Source organism: Pseudomonas sp. 3B-A001-10F, from assembly GCF_056313565.1.
Genome location: NZ_JBQYFW010000013.1, coordinates 135989 through 156356, shown reverse-complemented (window position 1 = coordinate 156356; position 20368 = coordinate 135989). Strand labels below are relative to the sequence as shown.

Below are 20368 nucleotides of genomic sequence, written 5' to 3'. Positions count from 1 at the left end.
CGCTCCCACAGGGAACGCATTCCAATGTGGGAGCGAGCTTGCTCGCGAAGAGGCCGGCACAGTCAGCGACAATCTCAATGTCGTTTGATAAATCCGGTCAACGCCACCATTGCTTCTGGCGAACGAAGGCGCTGGGTGAACAATGCGCCCTCCTCCTCAATCACCTTACGAATCAACTCGCGATCCGGCGCTCGCATCAATTGCTTGCTGATACGCACCGCTTCGGCCGGCAGTTCATCGAAACGCAGCGCCATTTCCCGCGCCTTGCTTAGCGCCGCAGCGCCGCTACCCAATGCTTCGGTCGCAATCCCCCACTGCGCCGCCTGTTCACCGCTGAAGCCTTCGCCCAGTAACAACAACTCTGCCGCTTTGGCCTGCCCAAGCAGACGTGGAAGGATCAGGCTGGAGCCGAACTCCGGGCACAAACCCAGGTTGACGAATGGCATACGCAACCGCGCATCGCGGGCCACATAAACCAGATCGCAGTGCAGCAACAATGTGGTGCCAATGCCCACCGCCGCGCCGGCCACCGCGGCGATCACCGGTTTGCGGCACTCAAGCAGGTTGAGCATGAAGTGAAACACCGGGCTGTCGAGGTCACTCGGTGGTTGCTGGATGAAGTCAGCAATGTCGTTGCCGGCCGTGAAGCACTCGGCGCTGCCGGTAATCAGCACGGCGCTGATCGCCGGGTCGCCATCGGCCTGTTTCAGCGCCTCGGCGAGGCGGCTGTACATGGCGCGGGTCAGGGCGTTTTTCTTGTCCGGGCGGTTCAAGCGCAGGGTCAGCAAACCGCGTTCGCGTTCCAGCAGGATGGCTTCGGTCATGATGTGTCTCGCGTCTGAAATATCAGCGCTCAACCACGGGACAGGAACACGTCAGCCAGTAGTTGATTGCGCGGCAATCCGGCCAGGTACAGACGCCGCGCGAAGGCGTCGACGCTGGCCGTCGAGCCGCAGACTAAGGCCAGGGTTTGCCGGGAGACAAGGCGCAGTTGCGCCAAAGCGGCGGCTGACTCGGCCGCCGTCCACAGCTCGACACTGAGGTTTTCCCGCTGCGCAGCCAGTGCCGCCAGGGGTTTGGCCAGATAGTGCTCGCGATCGTCATGAGCCACGTGAATGACACGGATCAGGCCCTGGTGATCCTGGCGCAAGGCTTCGCGCAGCACGCCGAACAAAGGGCCCAGACCGGTGCCAGCGGCCAGCAGCCACACGGGGCGACTGTGCCAGTCGGGATCGTAATGCAAAGCACCGCCGCGCAGTTCACCGAGACGGATCGGATCGCCGATCTGCAATTTTCGTGCGGCATCGCTGAATTCACCAGGCTGGCGGCAATCGAGATGGAATTCGAGAAAGCGGTCTTCTTCCGGCAGACTCGCCAGCGAATACGGCCGCGCAATGTGCCCGATCCACAACACCAGATGTTGCCCGGCGCTGTAGCGCAACGGCCGTTGCGGGGTCAGACGCAAGCGCAGGACGCTGTCGCTGAGCCAGTCCAGCGCTTCGACCACTGCCGGGCGACCATCGGTGATCGGGTCGAAGGTGTGCACCTGCAAGTCTTCGACGACCTGACACTGACACGCCAGGCGCCAGCCTTGCTGACGCTGTTCGGCGCTCAAGGCGTCCGGCCGATTGTCGGCAGGCAGGCCTTGCACGCATTGCACCAGACAGGCATGGCAACTGCCGGCGCGGCAGCTGTAAGGCACCGCGACGCCATTCTGATTGAGGGCATCGAGCAGATTGCAGCCCGCGGCCACTGACCATTGTCGTTCACCGACGCGAAGTTCAGGCATCGACGTTCTCCCACGCGGCCGCACAACGATTGCGCCCGTCACGCTTGGCCCGATACAAGGCCTGATCGGCGCGCTGCAAGGCGTCATCCAGATCATCGCCCAACGCCAACAGCGTCATGCCGGCCGACAGGCTGAGGTTGCGCACATTCAGGCCGACCAGTTCAACGTCAGTAAAGGCAATACGCAGACGTTCACAGCAAGCAGTCAGCCGTTCGGCGTCGCAATCGGGCAACAACACAACGAATTCCTCACCACCATAACGCGCCAGCACATCGCCGTCGCGCAGACACGCCTGGGCAACGCCGGCGAAGGCCTGCAAAACCTGATCGCCAGCGGCATGGCCGTGCAGGTCGTTGATGCGTTTGAAGTGGTCGAGGTCGATCAGCGCCAGACCGTGCACGACATCGTCGTCCATTTCATTCAGCTCTCGCGTGGCCAGACGCAGGAAATGCCGACGATTGAACAAGCCGGTCAATTCATCGGTGGCGACCAGATCTTCCAGTTGGCGCATCATCCCACGCAGAGTGTCCTGATGCGCCTGCAAGGCAAACCGGCGCTGGCGCTGGCGTTGCCGCGAAACCTGGACGAAGCGCGCGTAAAGCACCAGCCACGCCAGCACCATTGCCAGAATGCACACCTGCAAAGCGGCAAGCGCCGGCTCGCGCAAGCGGAAGTGGTAACCGTCCCACAGCGTGATGGCACAGAAACTGAAGAACACCAGCAATGCGCAGCGGATGAACGCCCGTCGACTGAGATGGAACAGGCCGAACAGCAGGATCAGCACGTAGAACACCAGAAAGGCGCCGCGGGCTTCATCCAGATGGGCGATCAGCCAGGTCTGCCAGCCGAGACCGATCAACACCTGCGCTTCGGTCAGGCTGGGATCGGCAAAGCGCAGGTTGCGCCCACTCCAGAACAGTGCGAACAGCACCGACTGGCTGATCACCACCAGCGCACTGCCGACGGTCACAGAAGTCAGGGATTGCTCGTAATGCCCCGTGAAAAACGCCAGCCACAGCAGCAGCAAAGCCAATCCATAGGTGGCCGCAGCGAGGGCAAAGCGTTTGAGCAAAAGACGTTGAATGGCGTTATGGGTCAATCGTTGACTCACCGTGCGATAAGAGGCTGACCGAGTGTCCTACTCTACAGACCGGCTGCCACTTTAGAGGCGTAGTCGATAAATGACCACCGATTTTCGGGCTCGAAATTTGACGTCAAAAGTGTGGCCTGCGTATACCGCCAAAAGCCCCTCACCCTAGCCCTCTCCCAGAGGGAGAGGGGACTGACCGAGTCGATTGTTGGCAATACGCCGACCTGAAATACCGAGCCGGACTCAGATTTGAACAGCATTAACATCGCCCCCCCTTTCCCGAGTCGAACTCAGGTTTGAACAGCATGAAGTTCGGCTCCCTTTCTTGAGTCGAGCACAGGTTTGAACAGCATGAAGATCGGCTCCCTTTCCCCCTCGCCCCCCTGGGGTGAGGGGGGGGAATCTTGAAGTGCAAACCCGCTGTCCGATATTCGCCCACCCATGCGACCAACGAATGACTGCCGGCGCGTGTACGCCCCACCGAGGCGCGTTATACTGCCGCGCCTTTTTAGCGTCGCGCCAGCAGCCCCGGCGTGCCTTGAAAGGTGCCTGCGACCGACCGATGCACCCAAGCCGCAGGCACCTTATTGAATGTTCCCGTCTTTTAGAGGAGCGCGACTCATGACCGTGATCAAGCAAGACGACCTGATTCAGAGCGTTGCCGACGCCCTGCAGTTCATTTCCTATTACCACCCCGTGGATTTCATCCAGGCGATGCACGAAGCCTACCTGCGCGAAGAATCGCCAGCGGCCCGTGACTCGATGGCGCAGATCCTGATCAACTCGCGCATGTGCGCCACCGGCCATCGCCCGATCTGCCAGGACACCGGTATCGTCACCGTGTTCGTGCGCGTCGGCATGGACGTGCGTTGGGATGGCGCCACCATGGGCCTGGACGACATGATCAACGAAGGCGTACGTCGCGCCTACAACCTGCCGGAAAACGTCCTGCGTGCTTCGATCCTCGCCGACCCGGCGGGCGCTCGGAAAAACACCAAGGACAACACCCCGGCCGTGATTCACTACTCCATCGTCCCGGGCAACACCGTGGAAGTGGACGTGGCGGCCAAGGGCGGCGGTTCCGAGAACAAGTCGAAAATGGCCATGCTCAACCCGTCCGACTCGATCGTTGACTGGGTATTGAAGACCGTTCCGACCATGGGCGCCGGCTGGTGCCCACCGGGCATGCTCGGCATCGGCATCGGCGGCACCGCCGAGAAAGCTGCGGTCATGGCCAAGGAAGTGTTGATGGAATCCATCGACATCCACGAACTGAAGGCCCGTGGCCCACAGAACCGCATTGAAGAAATGCGCCTGGAGCTGTTCGAGAAGGTCAACCAACTGGGCATCGGCGCCCAGGGCCTCGGTGGCCTGACCACCGTGCTCGACGTGAAGATCATGGACTACCCGACCCACGCAGCCTCGCTGCCGGTGTGCATGATCCCCAACTGCGCCGCCACCCGTCACGCGCACTTCGTGCTCGACGGCTCCGGCCCGGCATCGCTGGAAGCGCCACCGCTGGACGCCTACCCGGAAATCGTCTGGGAAGCCGGCCCGTCGGCTCGCCGTGTCAACCTCGACACCCTGACCCCGGAAGACGTGCAGAGCTGGAAGCCGGGCGAAACCGTGCTGCTCAACGGCAAAATGCTCACCGGTCGCGACGCCGCGCACAAGCGCATGGTCGAGATGCTCAACAAGGGTGAAACCCTGCCGGTCGATCTGAAAGGTCGCTTCATCTACTACGTCGGCCCGGTTGATCCGGTCGGTGACGAAGTGGTTGGTCCGGCTGGTCCGACCACCGCCACGCGGATGGACAAGTTCACTCGGCAGATCCTTGAGCAAACCGGCCTGTTGGGCATGATCGGTAAATCCGAGCGCGGCCCGACCGCCATTGAAGCGATCAAGGACAACAAAGCCGTGTACCTGATGGCCGTTGGCGGCGCTGCTTATCTGGTGGCTCAGGCGATCAAGAAGTCGAAAGTGCTGGCGTTTGCCGAACTGGGCATGGAAGCGATCTACGAGTTCGAGGTCAAGGACATGCCGGTCACCGTTGCGGTGGACAGCAAAGGTGAGTCGGTGCACATCACCGGCCCTGCGATCTGGCAACAGAAGATCAGCGAAAGCCTGGCGGTAGAAGTGCAGTAAGCGCTTCGCCTCGATGAAAACGGCCGGTTCATCCCATGGATGATCCGGCCGTTTTTTGTTTGTGCAAACCGAACGTGATAAAAACTCCGTCAATGCACACAAAATGATCTTGCGCACCTGTCAGATCTGACAGGTTCATTTCAATGCCTTTCTTGTTAGCGTCAGCCCATTCACGCCCTCCCCGTGCGCAATGGATTCGACCATGCCTGATCAGCAAGAATTGAGCATCACCACCCCCTCCATCGCCAAAAGCGCATCGATCGCCACCATCGGCAAAAGTTGGGGCGCTGTGGGCCCGACCGGAGCCGCCTCGTTCGAGTTGCCGATTCCGACGTCTGCCGGGCGGGGCTGGGATCCTCGGTTCTCGCTGAGTTACAGCAGTCAGAGTGGCAATGGTCCATTCGGCCTTTCCTGGCACCTGGCCGGCGTGGGTCAGATCAATCGCAGAACCAACAAAGGCGTGCCACGTTATACCGATCACGACGAGATCGTCGGTGCCGATGGCGAAGTGTGGATGCCGGAGCTGGATGAAAACGGTGAAATCAAATTCCGTGAAGAAAACACCTACAACGGCGTCGACATCGGCCCGCACAGAGTGGTGCGTTACTGGCCGCATATCGAAAGCGACTTTGCCTTGCGCGAGTGCTGGCAGCGGCAGACCCGGGAAGCCGATCCAGCGGTGTTCTGGCTGATCCATGGCGCCGACGGTTCGCTGCACCTTTACGGCAAGACCGAAGCGACACGCGTCGCCGATCCCGAGGCTCCCGGACACATCGCCACCTGGCTGCTGTGCGAAAGCATGAACGCGCGCGGCGAACACATCTGTTTCGAATATAAGGCCGATGATCAGGATCCCGACCCGCTGCATGACTACCGCTCCCAGCGCTATCTGCGCCGCGTGTGCTACGGCAACTTCACGGCCAGCAGCAATCTGTACAGCTGGACCACGGACAATCCGACCGAACTGGACTGGCACTTTCATCTGCTGTTCGATTACGGCGAACGCAGCACGTCACTGACCGATATTCCGGCATATGACGGTGCCCCCCTCAAACCCTGGATCGTTCGCCCAGACAGCTTTTCAACCCACGGTCAGGGTTTTGAACTGGGCACTCGCAGACTCTGCCAGCAGGCATTGCTGTTTCATCATTTTCCCGAGCAATCGACCGACCAACCGAAACTGGTACGCCGCCTGCTGTTGGAATATCACCAACCGCAAAATATCGCGCAGTGGGCCTACAGCCAGATCAGCGCGGCGCACTATCAGGCATTCGATGCGAGCGGCATTGTCGAAAACACGCCGCCGGTCGAGTTCGACTATGCCCCCTTCGACATCAATAAAACCCCGGCGCGCTTCTTCGAACCCGATGTCCAGCCGAGTATCGAGGACGGTGGTTTTTACCAGTGTGTGGATCTTTATGGCGAAGGTGTGCCGGGTTTCCTCTGCCGTTATGACCAGGCCTGGTACTACCGCGAACCATTGCGTGCGACCAAGGGCACCGATGAAATCGGCTATGGGCCATGGACCGCACTGGAAAAGATTCCGCTCGCCGATCGCAACCGTCCGGTACAGCAACTGCTGACCGATCTGACCGGTGACGGTCGGCTCGACTGGGTCACCGCGCAACCGGGTATCAGTGGTTTTCGCACCCTGACAGAACAACGCGAGTTTGCCGACTTCGTCCCCTTCAGCAAATTTCCGCCGGAGTTTTTCAAAACCCTCTCGACACTCGGCGATTTTAGCGGCGATGGTTTGAGAAGCCTGGCATTGATCGGGCCAAACTCGGTGCGGCTCTATGCCAACGAGCGCGAACAGGGCTTTGCCGCGCCTGAAGAGGTGCTTCACCAACCCGACGACGACCGCTTGCCACTGTTCAGCAATTCGCGCACAGAACTGGTGCTGTTGGGCAACCTGCTGGGTAGCGACATGCCCGAGCTGTGCCGGATACGCCATGACGAAATCCGCTGCTGGCCGAACCTGGGCCACGGCCGGTTTGGCACAGGCCGCAAGATCAGCGCGCTGCCTTTCAGCTACGAGCAATTCGATTCATCCCGCGTACGTCTGGCCGATCTCGACGGCTCCGGTGCCGCATCGCTGATTTATCTGATGTCAGAATCCTTCGAGATCTACCTGAATCGCGGCGGCAATGGTCTGGAGCAAATACCGATCAGCGTGCCGTGGCCCGATGGCGTGCGCTACGATCGCCTCTGTCAGGTGAGTTTCGCCGATCTGCAAGGCCTGGGCTGCGCCAGTCTGATCCTGACGGTGACGCACATGCAGCCGCAGCATTGGCGCTACGATTTCGTTTCGGCCAAGCCGTATCTGTTGACCAGCAGTAACAACAACATGGGTTGCAGTGCCAATGTGGTCTACCGCAGCTCGGCGCAGGAATGGCTGGATGAAAAACGCCGCCTGCCCAGCCTTAGACGTTTTCCGGCTTGCCATCTGCCGTTCCCGGTGGCGGTGGTCAAAAAACAGCAGCAACTGGATGAAATCACCGGCAACTGCCTGACGCAGCGCTTCACCTGGTGCGAGGGTTTTTACGACCGCGTTGAGCGCGAGTTCCGCGGTTTCGGCTTGCTGCAGCAAACCGACAGTGAGAGCGCCAGCAACGATGAGGGAGAAGGCTTCAGCGAGCCGATGCGGGTCTTCACCTGGTTTCATACCGGGCAATCGATGAACCGGTCGCGTGACGACTATTTCAATCACGACGCATATTCGGTGCCACTGGGCGATACGCTGTTCAGCCGATATCACGAGGCGGACGACTGCGAGGAACAGCTGGATTCTTCTGACGCCGACACTCGCTACCAGATCTGCCGAGCGCTGGTCGGCTCGGTCACGCGCATCGAGACCTATGCCGATACTGGTGAGGATGTTCCGCGGATCACCACGCCTTATACGGTCGAAGAAATGCGTTATCGGGTGCGTCTAGTGCGCGAGCAAGGCGCCTATGCCGCCGCAGTCTTGCTGCCGCTGGTGGTGGAAAGGATCAGCTACCAGTACGACGGTTTCGTCGATGACCCCATGTGTCGCAACGATGTGGTCCTGCGCTACAACACTTACGGCCAACCGACGCATTCAATCTCAGTGAGCTACGCCCGGCGGCTCACCGAAACCGATACGCCACCGTTCGACGATCTTGATCAACGGCAGTGGTGGTGCGACGCCCATGACCCGGCACAACGGTCGTTCTACCTCAATGAAAGCCGTTCTGTGTTCATCGATCTGGACAAGGATCCGCAGCATTGGCGTCTTGGTTTGCCCTATCAACAGCGTGGCAATGCACTGGTCTTGCCCAAAGGCACCCTGCCCACCGGGCTTGAAGCCGCGCAAGTGTCCTATGAGTGCCTGAAGGCACATGAGGATTCGGCGCACTGGAACGCTGAACGGGTGCTGACCACGCAGTCTGTACAGCGCTACTTGAGTACCGATGGCCAACGGCTGGACGACGGCGTTGCCGGATTCGAGGCCCTGGTCGGTCCACTGGAAGTGGCACAACTGGACAAGACGGCGCTGGACGCTTACAGCGTGCTGCCTGCGCCTTTCAACGTGCGCGACGAACTGAAGAAGATCGGCTATCTGCCCATGCCGTTTCTGTTCTGGATAAATCCCTTGGGCAGCACGGAGCATGACCTGTGGTCGGCGAATTTCGGCTACGCCGAATACGCCGGCCTCGACGGTTTCTACAAGGTGCGCCGCTATCGCGAGACCCTCAGCCATGGCTTCACTCACGCCGTATACGACGCGTATGCGCTGGCTGTCACCCTCGTGGAACTGCCGGATGGCTGTACCACCTGCATCGAGTACGACTACCACGCGCTGCAACCGCTGAAAATCATCGATGCCAACCTGAACACTCATCAGGCGTTGTATGAACCCTCCAATCAGCCCTTGGCCACCAGTTTTTTTGGCTCAGAGAACAACAGGGAAGCGGGTTTCAGGCCACTGAGCGAATACAGACTTCCGGAGGACCGGAGCCCGGCTACGGCAATTGCCAACCCGACCGATGCCGTGCAAAAAGCCGCGAGTACCCTGCGCAAGGATCTGTTCAGCTGGATGGGGCAGATGGCCAACGACACCCGCGCCGCCCTGGCATGGATCGCTCAGGGTTATCTGCTGCCCAGCGGCCACGTCAGGGCCAGTACACGCCGCCAACTGACCCGGCGCAGCGGCGCCTTGACGCCTGATGAACAGGCACTGCAAGACGCCATCGCAACAGTGCGTCGCGAACCGGTGCACAGTGTGATCCTCAGTGCCGACCGCTACCCTGATGACGAGGTGGATGCGCAGATCCAGATCACCAAAGCCTGCGTCGACGGTTTTGGCCGGGCTCTGCAAACCCAGCAATTGGTCGACCCGGGCAAGGCGTATGCCGTGGACGCCGACGGCTCGCTGATCGTCGAGGATGGCCAGATCAAAGTGGTCGATGCCAACCCGCGCTGGCGCATCAGCGAGCGGGTCGAATACAACAACAAAGGCTTGCCCGTTCGTCAGTACCGCGCGTTTTTCGCCAACACCTATACCTACGTCAACGATCAGTCCCTGCGCACACAGAGTCATCACGATCAGCTTCGCTATGACGTCAAGAGCCGGCAGGTCGGAATGGTCAATGCCAAGGGCGACTTTTCCCGAGAGACGTACCACCCTTGGTATCACACCAGCGAAGACTTCAACGACACCGCCGAGCCGTCATCGCCAACCAAGGCATCGCAGCCATGATTGCCAACGTGCATCGCCGTACACCTGCGCTGGCGGTAAGCGATGCGCGTGGCTTGCCAGTGCGGCAGGTCGGGTACTTGCGCAGTGTGACGGCCGACAGCCCCGTAGCGCTGGTAACCCGTCAGCAGCATGACTACGCCGGCCGTCTGAACGAGCAATGGGATTCGCGCTTGTCGGCACCCTGCCTGACCACGGTTTACAGGCTGGACGGCACGGTATTGAAATCCGACAGCGTCGACGCCGGCTGGCGCCTGACTCTGCCGGGTCTGGCCGGCGAGCCATTGCAACGCTGGGATCAGCGCGACAACCATTGGCGCACGAGCTTCGATGAGCAACTGCGGGTGGTCGCGGTCGAGGAAAATGGCCAACCCGATGTCGATGTTTTCATTTACGCCGATGCCTCGGCCGAAGCCGGGTACAACCGTCGCGGCCAGTTGCAGGAACAGAAAGACCGTTCCGGTTCGTTGCTCACGGACAGCTTTTCCCTGACCGGCCAGCCGCTGCGGGAAACCCGCACGTTCCACGACGGTGAGCCGTTCACCACTCATCATGCGTTCAGCCCGCTCGGCGCGCTGCTCGAGCAGACCGACGCCGGCGGCCATCGGCGACGCTCGCGCTACGGCCTGGCCGGGCACCTTCGGCAGGTACAACTGTTGATCAGCGGCCAGAGCCAATGGCAGCCCGTGTTGCTTGATGCGCAGTACAACGCCGCCGACCAGATCATCGAGCAGCAGGCCGGTAATCTTGTCCTCTGTCGCTGGACGTACGACCCTGCAGACAGTCGTCTGCACACTCAGTCCAGTCGCAAAGACACCGGCACAGTGCTGCAAGACCTCGAATATTTCTACGACCCCGTCGGCAATATCACCCGCATCGAAGACCACGCCTTTCAACCACGTTACTTCGCCAATCAGTTGATCGATGGCCACCGCGACTTTACCTACGACTCGCTCTATCGGTTGACCAGCGCCACCGGCTACGACGACGCCCCGCCGCCGGACATTCCCGGCCTGCCGCAACCGGGCGACCCGAACAATCGCCTCAACTACACCCAAACCTACCAGTACGACAAGGGTGGCAACCTGATCGAACTGTGTCACGTACGCGCCGGCAACAACTCGACCCGGCAAATGTTCATCGATCTGAAGAGCAATCGCGGAGTACGCTGGAAAACCGGCGACGAGCCGCCGGATTTCGAAACTTTGTTCGATCGCCATGGCAATCAACTGACCGTGCAACCGGGCCAACCGCTGCTCTGGAATGCCCGCGATGAGCTGGAAAGCGTGATCCTGGTCCAGCGCGATGGCGGTTCCAATGATGCCGAGTACTACCGTTACAGCCAGGGTATGCGCGTGTTCAAACGTCACGAAACCTTCGCTGCCAACGCCGAACATTTCCACCAGGTGCGCTATCTGCCCGGGCTTGAAATCCGCACCCGCGACAACGGTGAAGAACTGCACGTCATCACGCTCGGCAACGCCCGCTGCCTGCATTGGGCAGCGAAAAAAATCAATGAAATCGCCAATGACCAAATGCGTTACAACCTCGAAGATCATCTCGGTTCCAGCGTGATGGAACTGGATCAAGACGCCGTCATGATCAGCCAGGAAGGCTATTACTCCTTTGGCGAAACCGCGTGGATGGCACCGAACTCGGAAACCACGTACCGCTTCATCCGCTATTCGGGCAAGGAAATGGACGTCAGTGGCTTGTATTACTACGGCGCGCGGTATTACGCGCCGTGGCTGCAACGCTGGATCAGCACCGACGCAGAACAGGCGGATGGTTTGAATTTATATGCATTCGTGGGGAATAACCCGATCGGTTTTATCGATCCGGACGGTAACACGCGGGCAGAAAGCGTGATCATGCTGGATTCGGCGTTTGCTTCTGCCGTAGAGGGGCACTCCGAGGAATTACTATGGCAACTACACAACATCATTAATCAAAATGTCGCACTAAACATGGCGGTGAATCTGGTGGGAGAAACCGTCAGAGGTATTATCGGTTATGAAGGTGGATCTTTGGGCGGCAGCCAATTTGACACCATGTTTCCAGCACTTGAAGTGAAACCGAACGTGTTGAAACCTTCATCGTTGGTCGGTGGCAACATCGGGGGTGATGTCGCCGGGGCCATTCTTGAGCCAGTGGCAAACCATGTCAGACTGCAAGTCGGGCCTTTGATCCCGCAGACCTCGCAAATGTCCGTCAGCGCGATTGATCAAAGCCTGGGGATCGAGGCCCCCGTCAAGGAAATCAATTCATGGAAAGACTTCAAGAGCGAAGTGCTGCATCCGGCACTCAATTCGTTAGTCAACCCATTATTTATAATGAACAGAGTATTCGGGTCAGTGGTGGGGATTATTCCCGGCGCGCTTAATATGGGAAGTCGGGCGCAGGAAGCACAAGACATCAAGAACCGGCTTGACCCGGTGAAAATTGAAAAGATCGAAAAAATGCTCAGCGACTGGAAAGCGGCCATCGAACAACGGTCTGCATGGGCGGAAAACGCTTTTGACGCATTGGGCGTTAACAGTGTTTCGCCTGCCAATGTGCTCCCGAATGTCAATGGCAATACTTCCAGCGAAACGCTGGCCGTCATTACGCGTTCTGGCTTGCAACAGAAAAACCGAGCCGTACTCGCCAACATCGCACAGGCTCAGGCCGGACTTGCACGATACAAAGAGATGGGGACCACTGACAATCTGTACCTAGCAAGACAACGGCATCTTGCATCAAAAAAGCCGGGAAACACCTTGCTCACCAAGTTTAAAAACGGTCACTGAAACCATGCATTCACGCACGCCCTCCCTGACAGTGATTGACGGACGAGGCCTGCCAGTCCGCAAGGTCGCCTACCTGCGAAGCGTGGCAGGCAACACGTCAAGCACCCTGGTGATCTGCCAGGAACACGATTTAGCCGGGCGTCTGATCACGCAACGCGACCCACGCTTGTCCATGGCGAACACGGCAATTGTTTATTCGTTGAATGGCAATGCGGTGCTTATCGACAGCGTGGATAGCGGCTGGCGTGTGGTGCTGCCAGGGCTGGTCGGTGAACCTTTGCGCAGGTGGGATCAGCGCGGCAGCCATTGGCGCACGTGCTTCGATGAACAACTGCGGCTCGTGGCCGTCGAGGAAAATGGCGAGGTCGATGTCGATGTGTTCACCTATTCCGACGCCTCGGCCGAAGCCGGATACAACCGTCGCGGCCAATTGCAGGAACAGAAAGACCGTTCCGGTTCGCTGCTCACGGACAGTTTTTCCCTGACCGGCCAGCCGCTGAGCGAAACCCGCACGTTCCACGACGGCGAGCCGTTCACCACTCACCATGCGTTCAGCCCGCTCGGCGCGCTGCTCGAGCAGACCGACGCCGGCGGCCATCGGCGACGCTCGCGCTACGGCCTGGCCGGGCACCTTCGGCAGGTACAACTGTTGATCAGCGGCCAGAGCCAATGGCTGCCCGTGTTGCTTGATGCGCAGTACAACGCCGCCGACCAGATCATCGAGCAGCAGGCCGGTAATCTTGTCCTCAGTCGCTGGACGTACGACCCTGCAGACAGTCGTCTGCACACTCAGTCCAGTCGCAAAGACACCGGCGCAGTGCTGCAAGACCTCGAATATTTCTACGACCCCGTCGGCAACATTACCCGCATCGAGGACCACGCCTTCCAGCCGGTCTATTTCGCCAACCAACTGGTCGACGGTCACCGTGATTTCAGCTACGACTCGTTGTACCGACTGGTCAGCGCCAGCGGTTACGACGACGGCCCGCTCTCGGACATTCCCGGCCTGCCAACGCCCACCGACCCTAACAACCGCCTCAACTACACCCAGACCTACACTTACGACACCGGCGGCAATCTGGTGAAACTGGTGCATGTACGGGCCGGCGCCAACCGCACCGTGCAGATGCGCATTGATTCAGTCAGCAATCGCGGCGTGCGCTGGAAACCGGATGATCCGGAGCCTGACTTCGAGACACTGTTCGACCGCCACGGCAACCAGCAGAACCTGCAACCGGGACAGGCCATGCAATGGAATGCACGGGATGAACTGCAACGCGTGACGCTGATTGCCCGAGACGGCACTGATGACGACGCCGAACACTACCGTTACAGCCAGGGCGTGCGGGTGTTCAAACGCCATGAAACGTACACCGACAGGACTGTGCACTTTCATCAGGTGCGCTACCTGCCGGGCCTGGAAATCCGCAACAAGGACAACTGCGAAGAACTGCACATTATCTCGGTAGGCAGTGCGCGTTGCCTGCATTGGGCGAAAAAACCACCCGATGAAATCGCCAATGACCAAGTGCGTTACAACCTCGAAGATCATCTCGGCTCCTGCGTGATGGAGCTTGATCAACAGGGCGACCTGATCAGCCAGGAGGGTTACTACCCGTTCGGTGCCACAGCGTGGATGGCCGCACGCCACGCCGTCGAAGTGGGCTATAAATTCACCCGTTACTCAGGAAAGGAAATGGATGTCAGTGGCTTGTACTACTACGGCGAGCGCTACTACTCGCCGTGGTTACAGCGCTGGATAAGCGCCGACCCGAATGGCGATGTCGATGGCCTGAACCTGTACGCCATGGTTGGCAACAATCCACTCCTGTACGTCGACAGGACCGGCGGTAAAAAAGCCGTATTCGAATTGCTTGGCGACTTTCTCGGGATGCTGGACAAGGCTCAGACAGCGGCGAACCAGATACATAATCTGGCGACTGAATTCGACGGGCTTGTTCCGGAAAACGCCGACATCAACGAACTGCGTGCAAGCATGACTTTCGGCACCTTCCTCAAGTCAAAACACGGCATAAAATCGGTCCTCAAGGGGATAGCTGCGGGAGGTACGGTAGTCGGGCTCCTGGGCAGCGTCGTACCGGGTGCCGGGAATGCCATCGGCCTGGCAGTCGGTGCGGTTGTCGGAGCCGTGGCGATGCCTTTGTTACGCTACCACTTCTTCAAGAAAGGTCTGAAGTTGGCGCAAACGCTACACACTCAAGAACTCAAGGATGGCCTGAATACACTCGGCGAGACTGTTTCAAACGGGGTCGAAACAGTAAAGGATCTGGTCAATGGCGGCGCCGCCCTGATCGACGGCATCAAAACCTTCACCAATAATCTCAATGCCTACTCTGAGGATATTCAGCAAAGGTTCTACAAACAGCTGGACTCACTGGATGACGAAAAACAACGTCAAGTCATGAAGCTGGCGAGGACCGGAGTCGACCCGTTCGATGCCATCGACAGGATAAAGGAAACAGCTCAGACAGTACTCGACGCGCGTAGCGAAGCCGAAGAGGTTACCGAACGTCTGCAGCAACTGGAACAATCAATCGCTGAAGAACCGAGACCCAGACCCGTTCCCAAACCGAGGTTGAATCTCCAGCTTCGACGCCAGGCGCGGGAAACCGCTGTCTGAGCAACGTGGTTCGCGCGAACATCGCGCCTCGCCACGTGGGCGCATGCTATCGTGCCCGCCCGTCCTGCCGACCCTTCGCCCAGCATGCTGCCGACTTCCCGTACCTTGCGTCTGTCGTTGTATACCCTGCTGATCATTGCCGGCGCAGCGCTTGCCGCCACGCTTGCGATCCGCCACGCCGAACGCCAGGCGCTGGAGGAAGACGCCGCCCGCGCCAACCAGCAACTGGCGTTGTACGCCAATTCCCTGCACACCCTGATCGACCGCTACCGCGCCCTGCCCGCCGTGCTGGCGCTCGATCCGCAATTGCGTTCGGCGCTGGCCGGGCCGGTCGATGCCGACGAGCAGGCGGCGCTGAATCTCAAGCTGGAAAAGATCAACGGCGCGGCGCAATCCTCGACCCTTGAGTTACTCGACCACACGGGCCTCGCCGTAGCGGCGAGCAACTGGCGCTTGCCGAGCAGTTACGTCGGCCACAATTACGGTTTCCGCCCCTACTTCAGCCAGACCCGCACCCAAGGCACCGGGCGTTTTTACGCGGTGGGCGTGACCAGCGGAATTCCCGGCTATTTCCTCTCGAGCGCGGTGCTCGGCGACAACGACGAGTTCCTTGGCGCGATGGTGGTCAAGCTGGAATTCCCCGAACTGGAACGCGAGTGGAGTCAGGGCAATGACACCCTGCTGGTCAGCGACGCGCGCGGGATCATCTTCATCGCCAACCAGCCCGGCTGGCGCTATCGCGCGCTGCGGCCATTGAGCGCCCGCGATATGGATGAAATCAAAGCCACCCGGCAGTACGACAAGCAATCGCTGCAACCCTTGACTCATTTATCGCTGCGCCGCTTCGATGACAACAGCGACCTGCGCCGCGTCGAAGGCCCGCAAGGCACGGCCGATTATCTGTGGGAATCACTGCCCCTCAGCGCCGAAGGCTGGACCCTGCACCTGCTGCGCCATCCGCAAGTGGCGTTCGAAGACCTGCGCAACGCCGGGCTGGCCGCCGCCGGGGTGTGGCTGGCACTGGTGTTTCTGTTGCTGTTTCTCAACCAGCGCTGGCGCCTGTCGAAAATCCGCCAGCGCAACCGTGAGGAACTGGAACAGTTAGTGGAAGAGCGCACCCGCGATTTGCACACCGCGCAGGACGGTCTGGTGCAATCGGCCAAACTCGCCGCGCTCGGGCAGATGTCCGCCGCGCTGGCCCATGAAATCAATCAGCCGCTGACCGCTCAGCGCATGCAACTGGCGACGCTGCGCCTGCTGCTCGAGCATGGCCGGGTCGACGATGCTTATAAAGCCTTGAAACCGGTAGACGAGATGCTCACGCGGATGGCTGCCCTCACCGGCCACCTCAAGACCTTCGCACGCAAAAGCCCCAGCGGCTTGCGTGAGCGGCTGGATCTGGCGACGGTGGTCGATCAGTCATTGCAGTTACTCGATGCACGGTTGCGTGACGAACAGGTCAGTCTGGTGTTGCACCTGACGCGTCCGGCATGGGTACGCGGCGATGCGATTCGTCTCGAACAGGTGCTGATCAACCTGCTGCGCAACGCCCTCGATGCGATGCAGGGCAAACCGTGCAAGCGTCTGGAGATCCGTCTGGAAGCCGATGAACAACTCTGGCGCCTGAGCGTCAGCGACAATGGCGGCGGGATTGCCGAAGACCATTTGGGCCAGGTGTTCGACCCGTTCTTCACCACCAAACCGGTGGGCGACGGTCTGGGTCTCGGCCTGGCGGTATCCTTCGCCATAGTGCATGAATCCGGCGGGCGCCTGAGCGCCGAAAATGGCGACAGCGGCGCGGTGTTCAGCCTGACTTTGCCGATCGATCTGGAGGCACACATCTGATGCTCAACTCGGTGATGGTGGTTGATGACGAAAGCAGCATTCGCAGTGCTGTCGAGCAGTGGCTGAGCCTGTCGGGGTTCGCGGTGCAGTTGTTCAGCCGCGCCGAAGAATGCCTCGCCGCCCTGCCCGCGCACTTTGCCGGGGTGATCCTCAGCGACGTGCGCATGCCTGGCATGGGCGGTCTGGCGTTATTGGCCGAAGTGCAGAAACGCGACGCTGACCTGCCGGTCATTCTGCTCACCGGTCATGGCGATGTACCGATGGCCGTCGAGGCGATGCGCGACGGTGCTTACGACTTTCTGGAAAAACCGTTCAGCCCGGAAACCCTGCTCGGCAGCTTGCGCCGGGCGCTGGACAAACGCCGGCTGATTCTGGAAAACCGTGCCCTGCACGAACAGGCTGATAACCGCGCCAAGCTCGACGCAACGCTGCTCGGCGTGTCCCGTGGCTTGCAGACCCTGCGTCGGCAAGTGCTGGACCTGGCGGCGTTGCCGGTCAATGTGTTGATCCGTGGCGAAACCGGCAGCGGCAAGGAACTGGTCGCGCGCTGCCTGCATGATTTCGGCCCGCGCGCGGCCAAGCCGTTTGTGGCGCTGAACTGCGCGGCGATTCCTGAGCAGTTGTTCGAGGCGGAGTTGTTCGGTCACGAGAGCGGCGCGTTTACCGGCGCCTCGGGCAAGCGCATCGGCAAGCTGGAATACGCCGATGGCGGCACCTTGTTTCTCGATGAAATCGAAAGCATGCCGCTGGCACAACAGGTGAAACTGTTGCGCGTGTTGCAGGAGCAGAAGCTTGAACGGCTGGGCTCGAACCAGAGCATTCGTGTTGACCTGCGCATTGTCGCAGCGACCAAACCCGACCTGCTCGATGAAGCCCGGGCCGGACGTTTTCGCGAGGACCTGGCGTATCGCCTGAACGTTGCCGAACTGCGCTTGCCGCCCTTGCGCGATCGCCGCGAAGACATCCCGTTGCTGTTCGAAACCTTCGCCCACAATGCCGCTGAACGCTTGGGCCGCACCTTTCCACCCTTGAGTGGCGCGCAATTGAGCCATCTGCTCAGCCACGACTGGCCGGGCAACGTGCGCGAACTGGCCAACGTTGCCGAACGTCAGGTGTTGGGGCTGGATGAGCCGGCACCGGGGATTGATCCGGGGCAATCGCTGGCGGCGCAGCAGGAAGCGTTTGAAGCGCAGTGTTTGCGTGCGGCGCTGACCCGGCACAAGGGCGATGTGAAAGCGGTACTTGAAGAGTTGCAACTGCCGCGCCGCACGTTCAATGAAAAGCTGCAGCGGCATGGGTTGAGTCGGGAGATGTTTTTGGCTGAGTGAGGCTGGGTCGGGATTTTTGGCGTGGCTGAAATCCATCCCCCTCACCCCAGCCCTCTCCCCCAGGGGGCGAGGGGGAAAGGGAGCCGATCTTCATGCTTTTCGAAACCTGAGTTCGACTCGGTATTTCAGGTCGGCGTAACTATCAAAAACACCTCGATCAGTCCCCTCTCCCCCCGGGAGAGGGCTAGGGTGAGGGGCTTTTGATCTCAGCCCCAATAAGCGGAAATCCGCTCACAAGATCAATTCCATCGGCACAAATCCGCTCACCCAATCCCGTCACCCCCTCTAGCCCGGCCCTCACCCCGTTGGCACACCTCCTGCTATAGCCCTCGCAGGCTGCGTTTCGACGCGCTCCACAAAAACAATTAAACGAAGGATCCTTCAATGGATAACTCCAACGCCCTGCCTCTTGGGTCGGCTGCTGCGCCGGCCAAAGAAAGAACCACCGCCAGCCGGATCAAATCGATCTTCAGCGGTTCCGTTGGCAACATGGTCGAGTGGTACGACTGGTACGTGTATGCCGCCTTCTCCCTGTACTTCGCAAAAACCTTCTTCCCCGCCGGTTCCACCACCGCCCAACTGATGAACACCGCCGCGATCTTCGCCGTCGGCTTTCTGATGCGTCCGATTGGCGGCTGGCTGATGGGGATGTACGCCGACAAGGTCGGCCGTAAAAAAGCCTTGATGGCCTCGGTTTACCTGATGTGCTTCGGCTCGCTGCTGATCGCCCTCAGCCCGAACTACGAAACCATCGGCATCGGCGCGCCGATCCTGCTGGTGTTCGCGCGCTTGCTGCAAGGCCTGTCGGTCGGCGGCGAATACGGCACCTCGGCGACCTATCTGTCGGAGATGGCGACCAAGGAACGTCGCGGCTTCTTCTCCAGCTTCCAGTACGTGACCCTGATCTCCGGCCAACTCATCGCGCTGGGCGTCCTGATCGTGCTGCAGAACGTGCTGACCACTGAACAACTGTACGCGTGGGGCTGGCGTATTCCGTTCGCCATCGGCGCGCTGTGTGCGGTCGTGGCGCTGTACCTGCGTCGCGGCATGGAAGAAACCGAGTCGTTCACCAAGAAAGAGAAGTCCAAGGAAAGCGCCATGCGCACCTTGATGCGCCATCCCAAAGAACTGTTGACCGTAGTCGGCCTGACCATGGGCGGCACCCTGGCGTTCTACACCTACACCACCTACATGCAGAAATACCTGGTGAACACCGTCGGCATGAGCATCTCCGACTCGACCACCATTTCTGCCGCCACGCTGTTCCTGTTCATGTGCCTGCAACCGATCATCGGCGGCCTCTCGGACAAGATCGGCCGTCGCCCGATCCTGATCGCCTTCGGTGTACTGGGGACGATCTTCACCGTGCCAATCCTGATGACCCTGCACACCATTCAGACCTGGTGGGGCGCGTTCTTCCTGATCATGGCAGCGCTGATCATCGTCAGCGGCTACACCTCGATCAACGCGGTGGTGAAAGCCGAACTGTTCCCGACCGAGATCCGCGCCCTGGGCGTTGGCCTGCCGTATGCACTGACCGTATCGATCTTCGGCGGCACCGCTGAATACATCGCGCTGTGGTTCAAGAGCATCGGCATGGAAACCGGTTACTACTGGTACGTGACAGCGTGCATCGCGGTGTCGTTGCTGGTGTACATCACCATGAAAGACACCCAGAAGCATTCGCGGATCGTTACTGACTGATCGGGTTTTCACAGCCACTGCAATGGTGGCTGTTCTGGCCCTATCGCGAGCAGGCTCACTCCTACATTTGGAATTTTTTCCCCTGTAGGAGTGAGCCTGCTCGCGATTGGGGTCACCGCGTGATCCAGACCCGCATGAAAAAATCCTCACATCCGCGCACAGCGATTAATCGCTAATTAATACTGCCCCCTCATTCTGCAATCACCTGATCGATGACCTGCGCGACGCTCGCTCCGACGACGAAAGCGAATTCAACGTGCCGCCCTTAACATCAAGTTAATCGATTGTTCTTAGCATTAATTTGCGCTTTTTAATCA

General features: G+C 59.8%; 10 protein-coding genes. 7 read left to right on the top strand and 3 right to left on the bottom strand.

The window, feature by feature from the left end:
* Positions 1-74 precede the first annotated feature (74 nt).
* The 3 genes from AC0ZWN_RS14760 to AC0ZWN_RS14750 are packed head-to-tail and all read right to left on the bottom strand — an operon-like array spanning position 75 to position 2888.
* Positions 75-824, bottom strand: a complete 750-nt coding sequence (locus tag AC0ZWN_RS14760; RefSeq protein ID WP_476335535.1) for an enoyl-CoA hydratase-related protein — start codon at positions 822-824, stop codon at positions 75-77.
* Positions 825-853: 29 nt separating this feature from the next.
* A complete protein-coding gene (locus AC0ZWN_RS14755) occupies positions 854-1789 on the bottom strand; it encodes an iron-sulfur-binding ferredoxin reductase (protein ID WP_093430519.1) in 936 nt (311 codons plus the stop codon).
* Entirely contained in the window at positions 1782-2888 is a 1107-nt protein-coding gene (locus AC0ZWN_RS14750; RefSeq protein ID WP_414926984.1) for a GGDEF domain-containing protein, read from the bottom strand. The genes AC0ZWN_RS14755 and AC0ZWN_RS14750 overlap by 8 nt, the downstream gene beginning before the upstream one ends.
* 612 nt (positions 2889-3500) lie before the next feature.
* Here AC0ZWN_RS14750 and AC0ZWN_RS14745 point away from each other — a divergent pair.
* From AC0ZWN_RS14745 to AC0ZWN_RS14715, 7 genes are all read left to right on the top strand, one after another.
* A complete protein-coding gene (locus tag AC0ZWN_RS14745; RefSeq protein WP_007916251.1) occupies positions 3501-5024 on the top strand; it encodes a fumarate hydratase in 1524 nt (507 codons plus the stop codon).
* A gap of 202 nt (positions 5025-5226) precedes the next feature.
* The gene (locus tag AC0ZWN_RS14740) at positions 5227-9747 is read left to right on the top strand and encodes a SpvB/TcaC N-terminal domain-containing protein (protein WP_476335534.1); all 4521 of its coding nucleotides are present in this window, start codon (positions 5227-5229) and stop codon (positions 9745-9747) included.
* Positions 9744-12533: an RHS repeat-associated core domain-containing protein gene (locus tag AC0ZWN_RS14735; protein WP_476335532.1), complete on the top strand. Its 2790-nt coding sequence runs from the start codon at positions 9744-9746 to the stop codon at positions 12531-12533. The genes AC0ZWN_RS14740 and AC0ZWN_RS14735 overlap by 4 nt, the downstream gene beginning before the upstream one ends.
* A 4-nt stretch (positions 12534-12537) precedes the next feature.
* A complete protein-coding gene (locus tag AC0ZWN_RS14730) occupies positions 12538-15174 on the top strand; it encodes an RHS repeat-associated core domain-containing protein (RefSeq protein ID WP_476335530.1) in 2637 nt (878 codons plus the stop codon).
* An 84-nt stretch (positions 15175-15258) separates the two neighbouring features.
* Positions 15259-17019, top strand: coding sequence for an ATP-binding protein (locus AC0ZWN_RS14725; RefSeq protein WP_476335540.1), 1761 nt, complete (start codon positions 15259-15261; stop codon positions 17017-17019).
* On the top strand, positions 17019-18347 hold the full coding sequence (locus AC0ZWN_RS14720) for a sigma-54-dependent transcriptional regulator (RefSeq protein WP_099757030.1): 1329 nt from the start codon (positions 17019-17021) through the stop codon (positions 18345-18347). The genes AC0ZWN_RS14725 and AC0ZWN_RS14720 overlap by 1 nt, the downstream gene beginning before the upstream one ends.
* A 384-nt stretch (positions 18348-18731) precedes the next feature.
* Positions 18732-20051 carry an MFS transporter gene (locus AC0ZWN_RS14715; RefSeq protein ID WP_093430526.1) on the top strand — a complete coding sequence of 440 codons (1320 nt, stop codon included), beginning with the start codon at positions 18732-18734 and terminating at the stop codon, positions 20049-20051.
* Positions 20052-20368 lie beyond the last annotated feature (317 nt).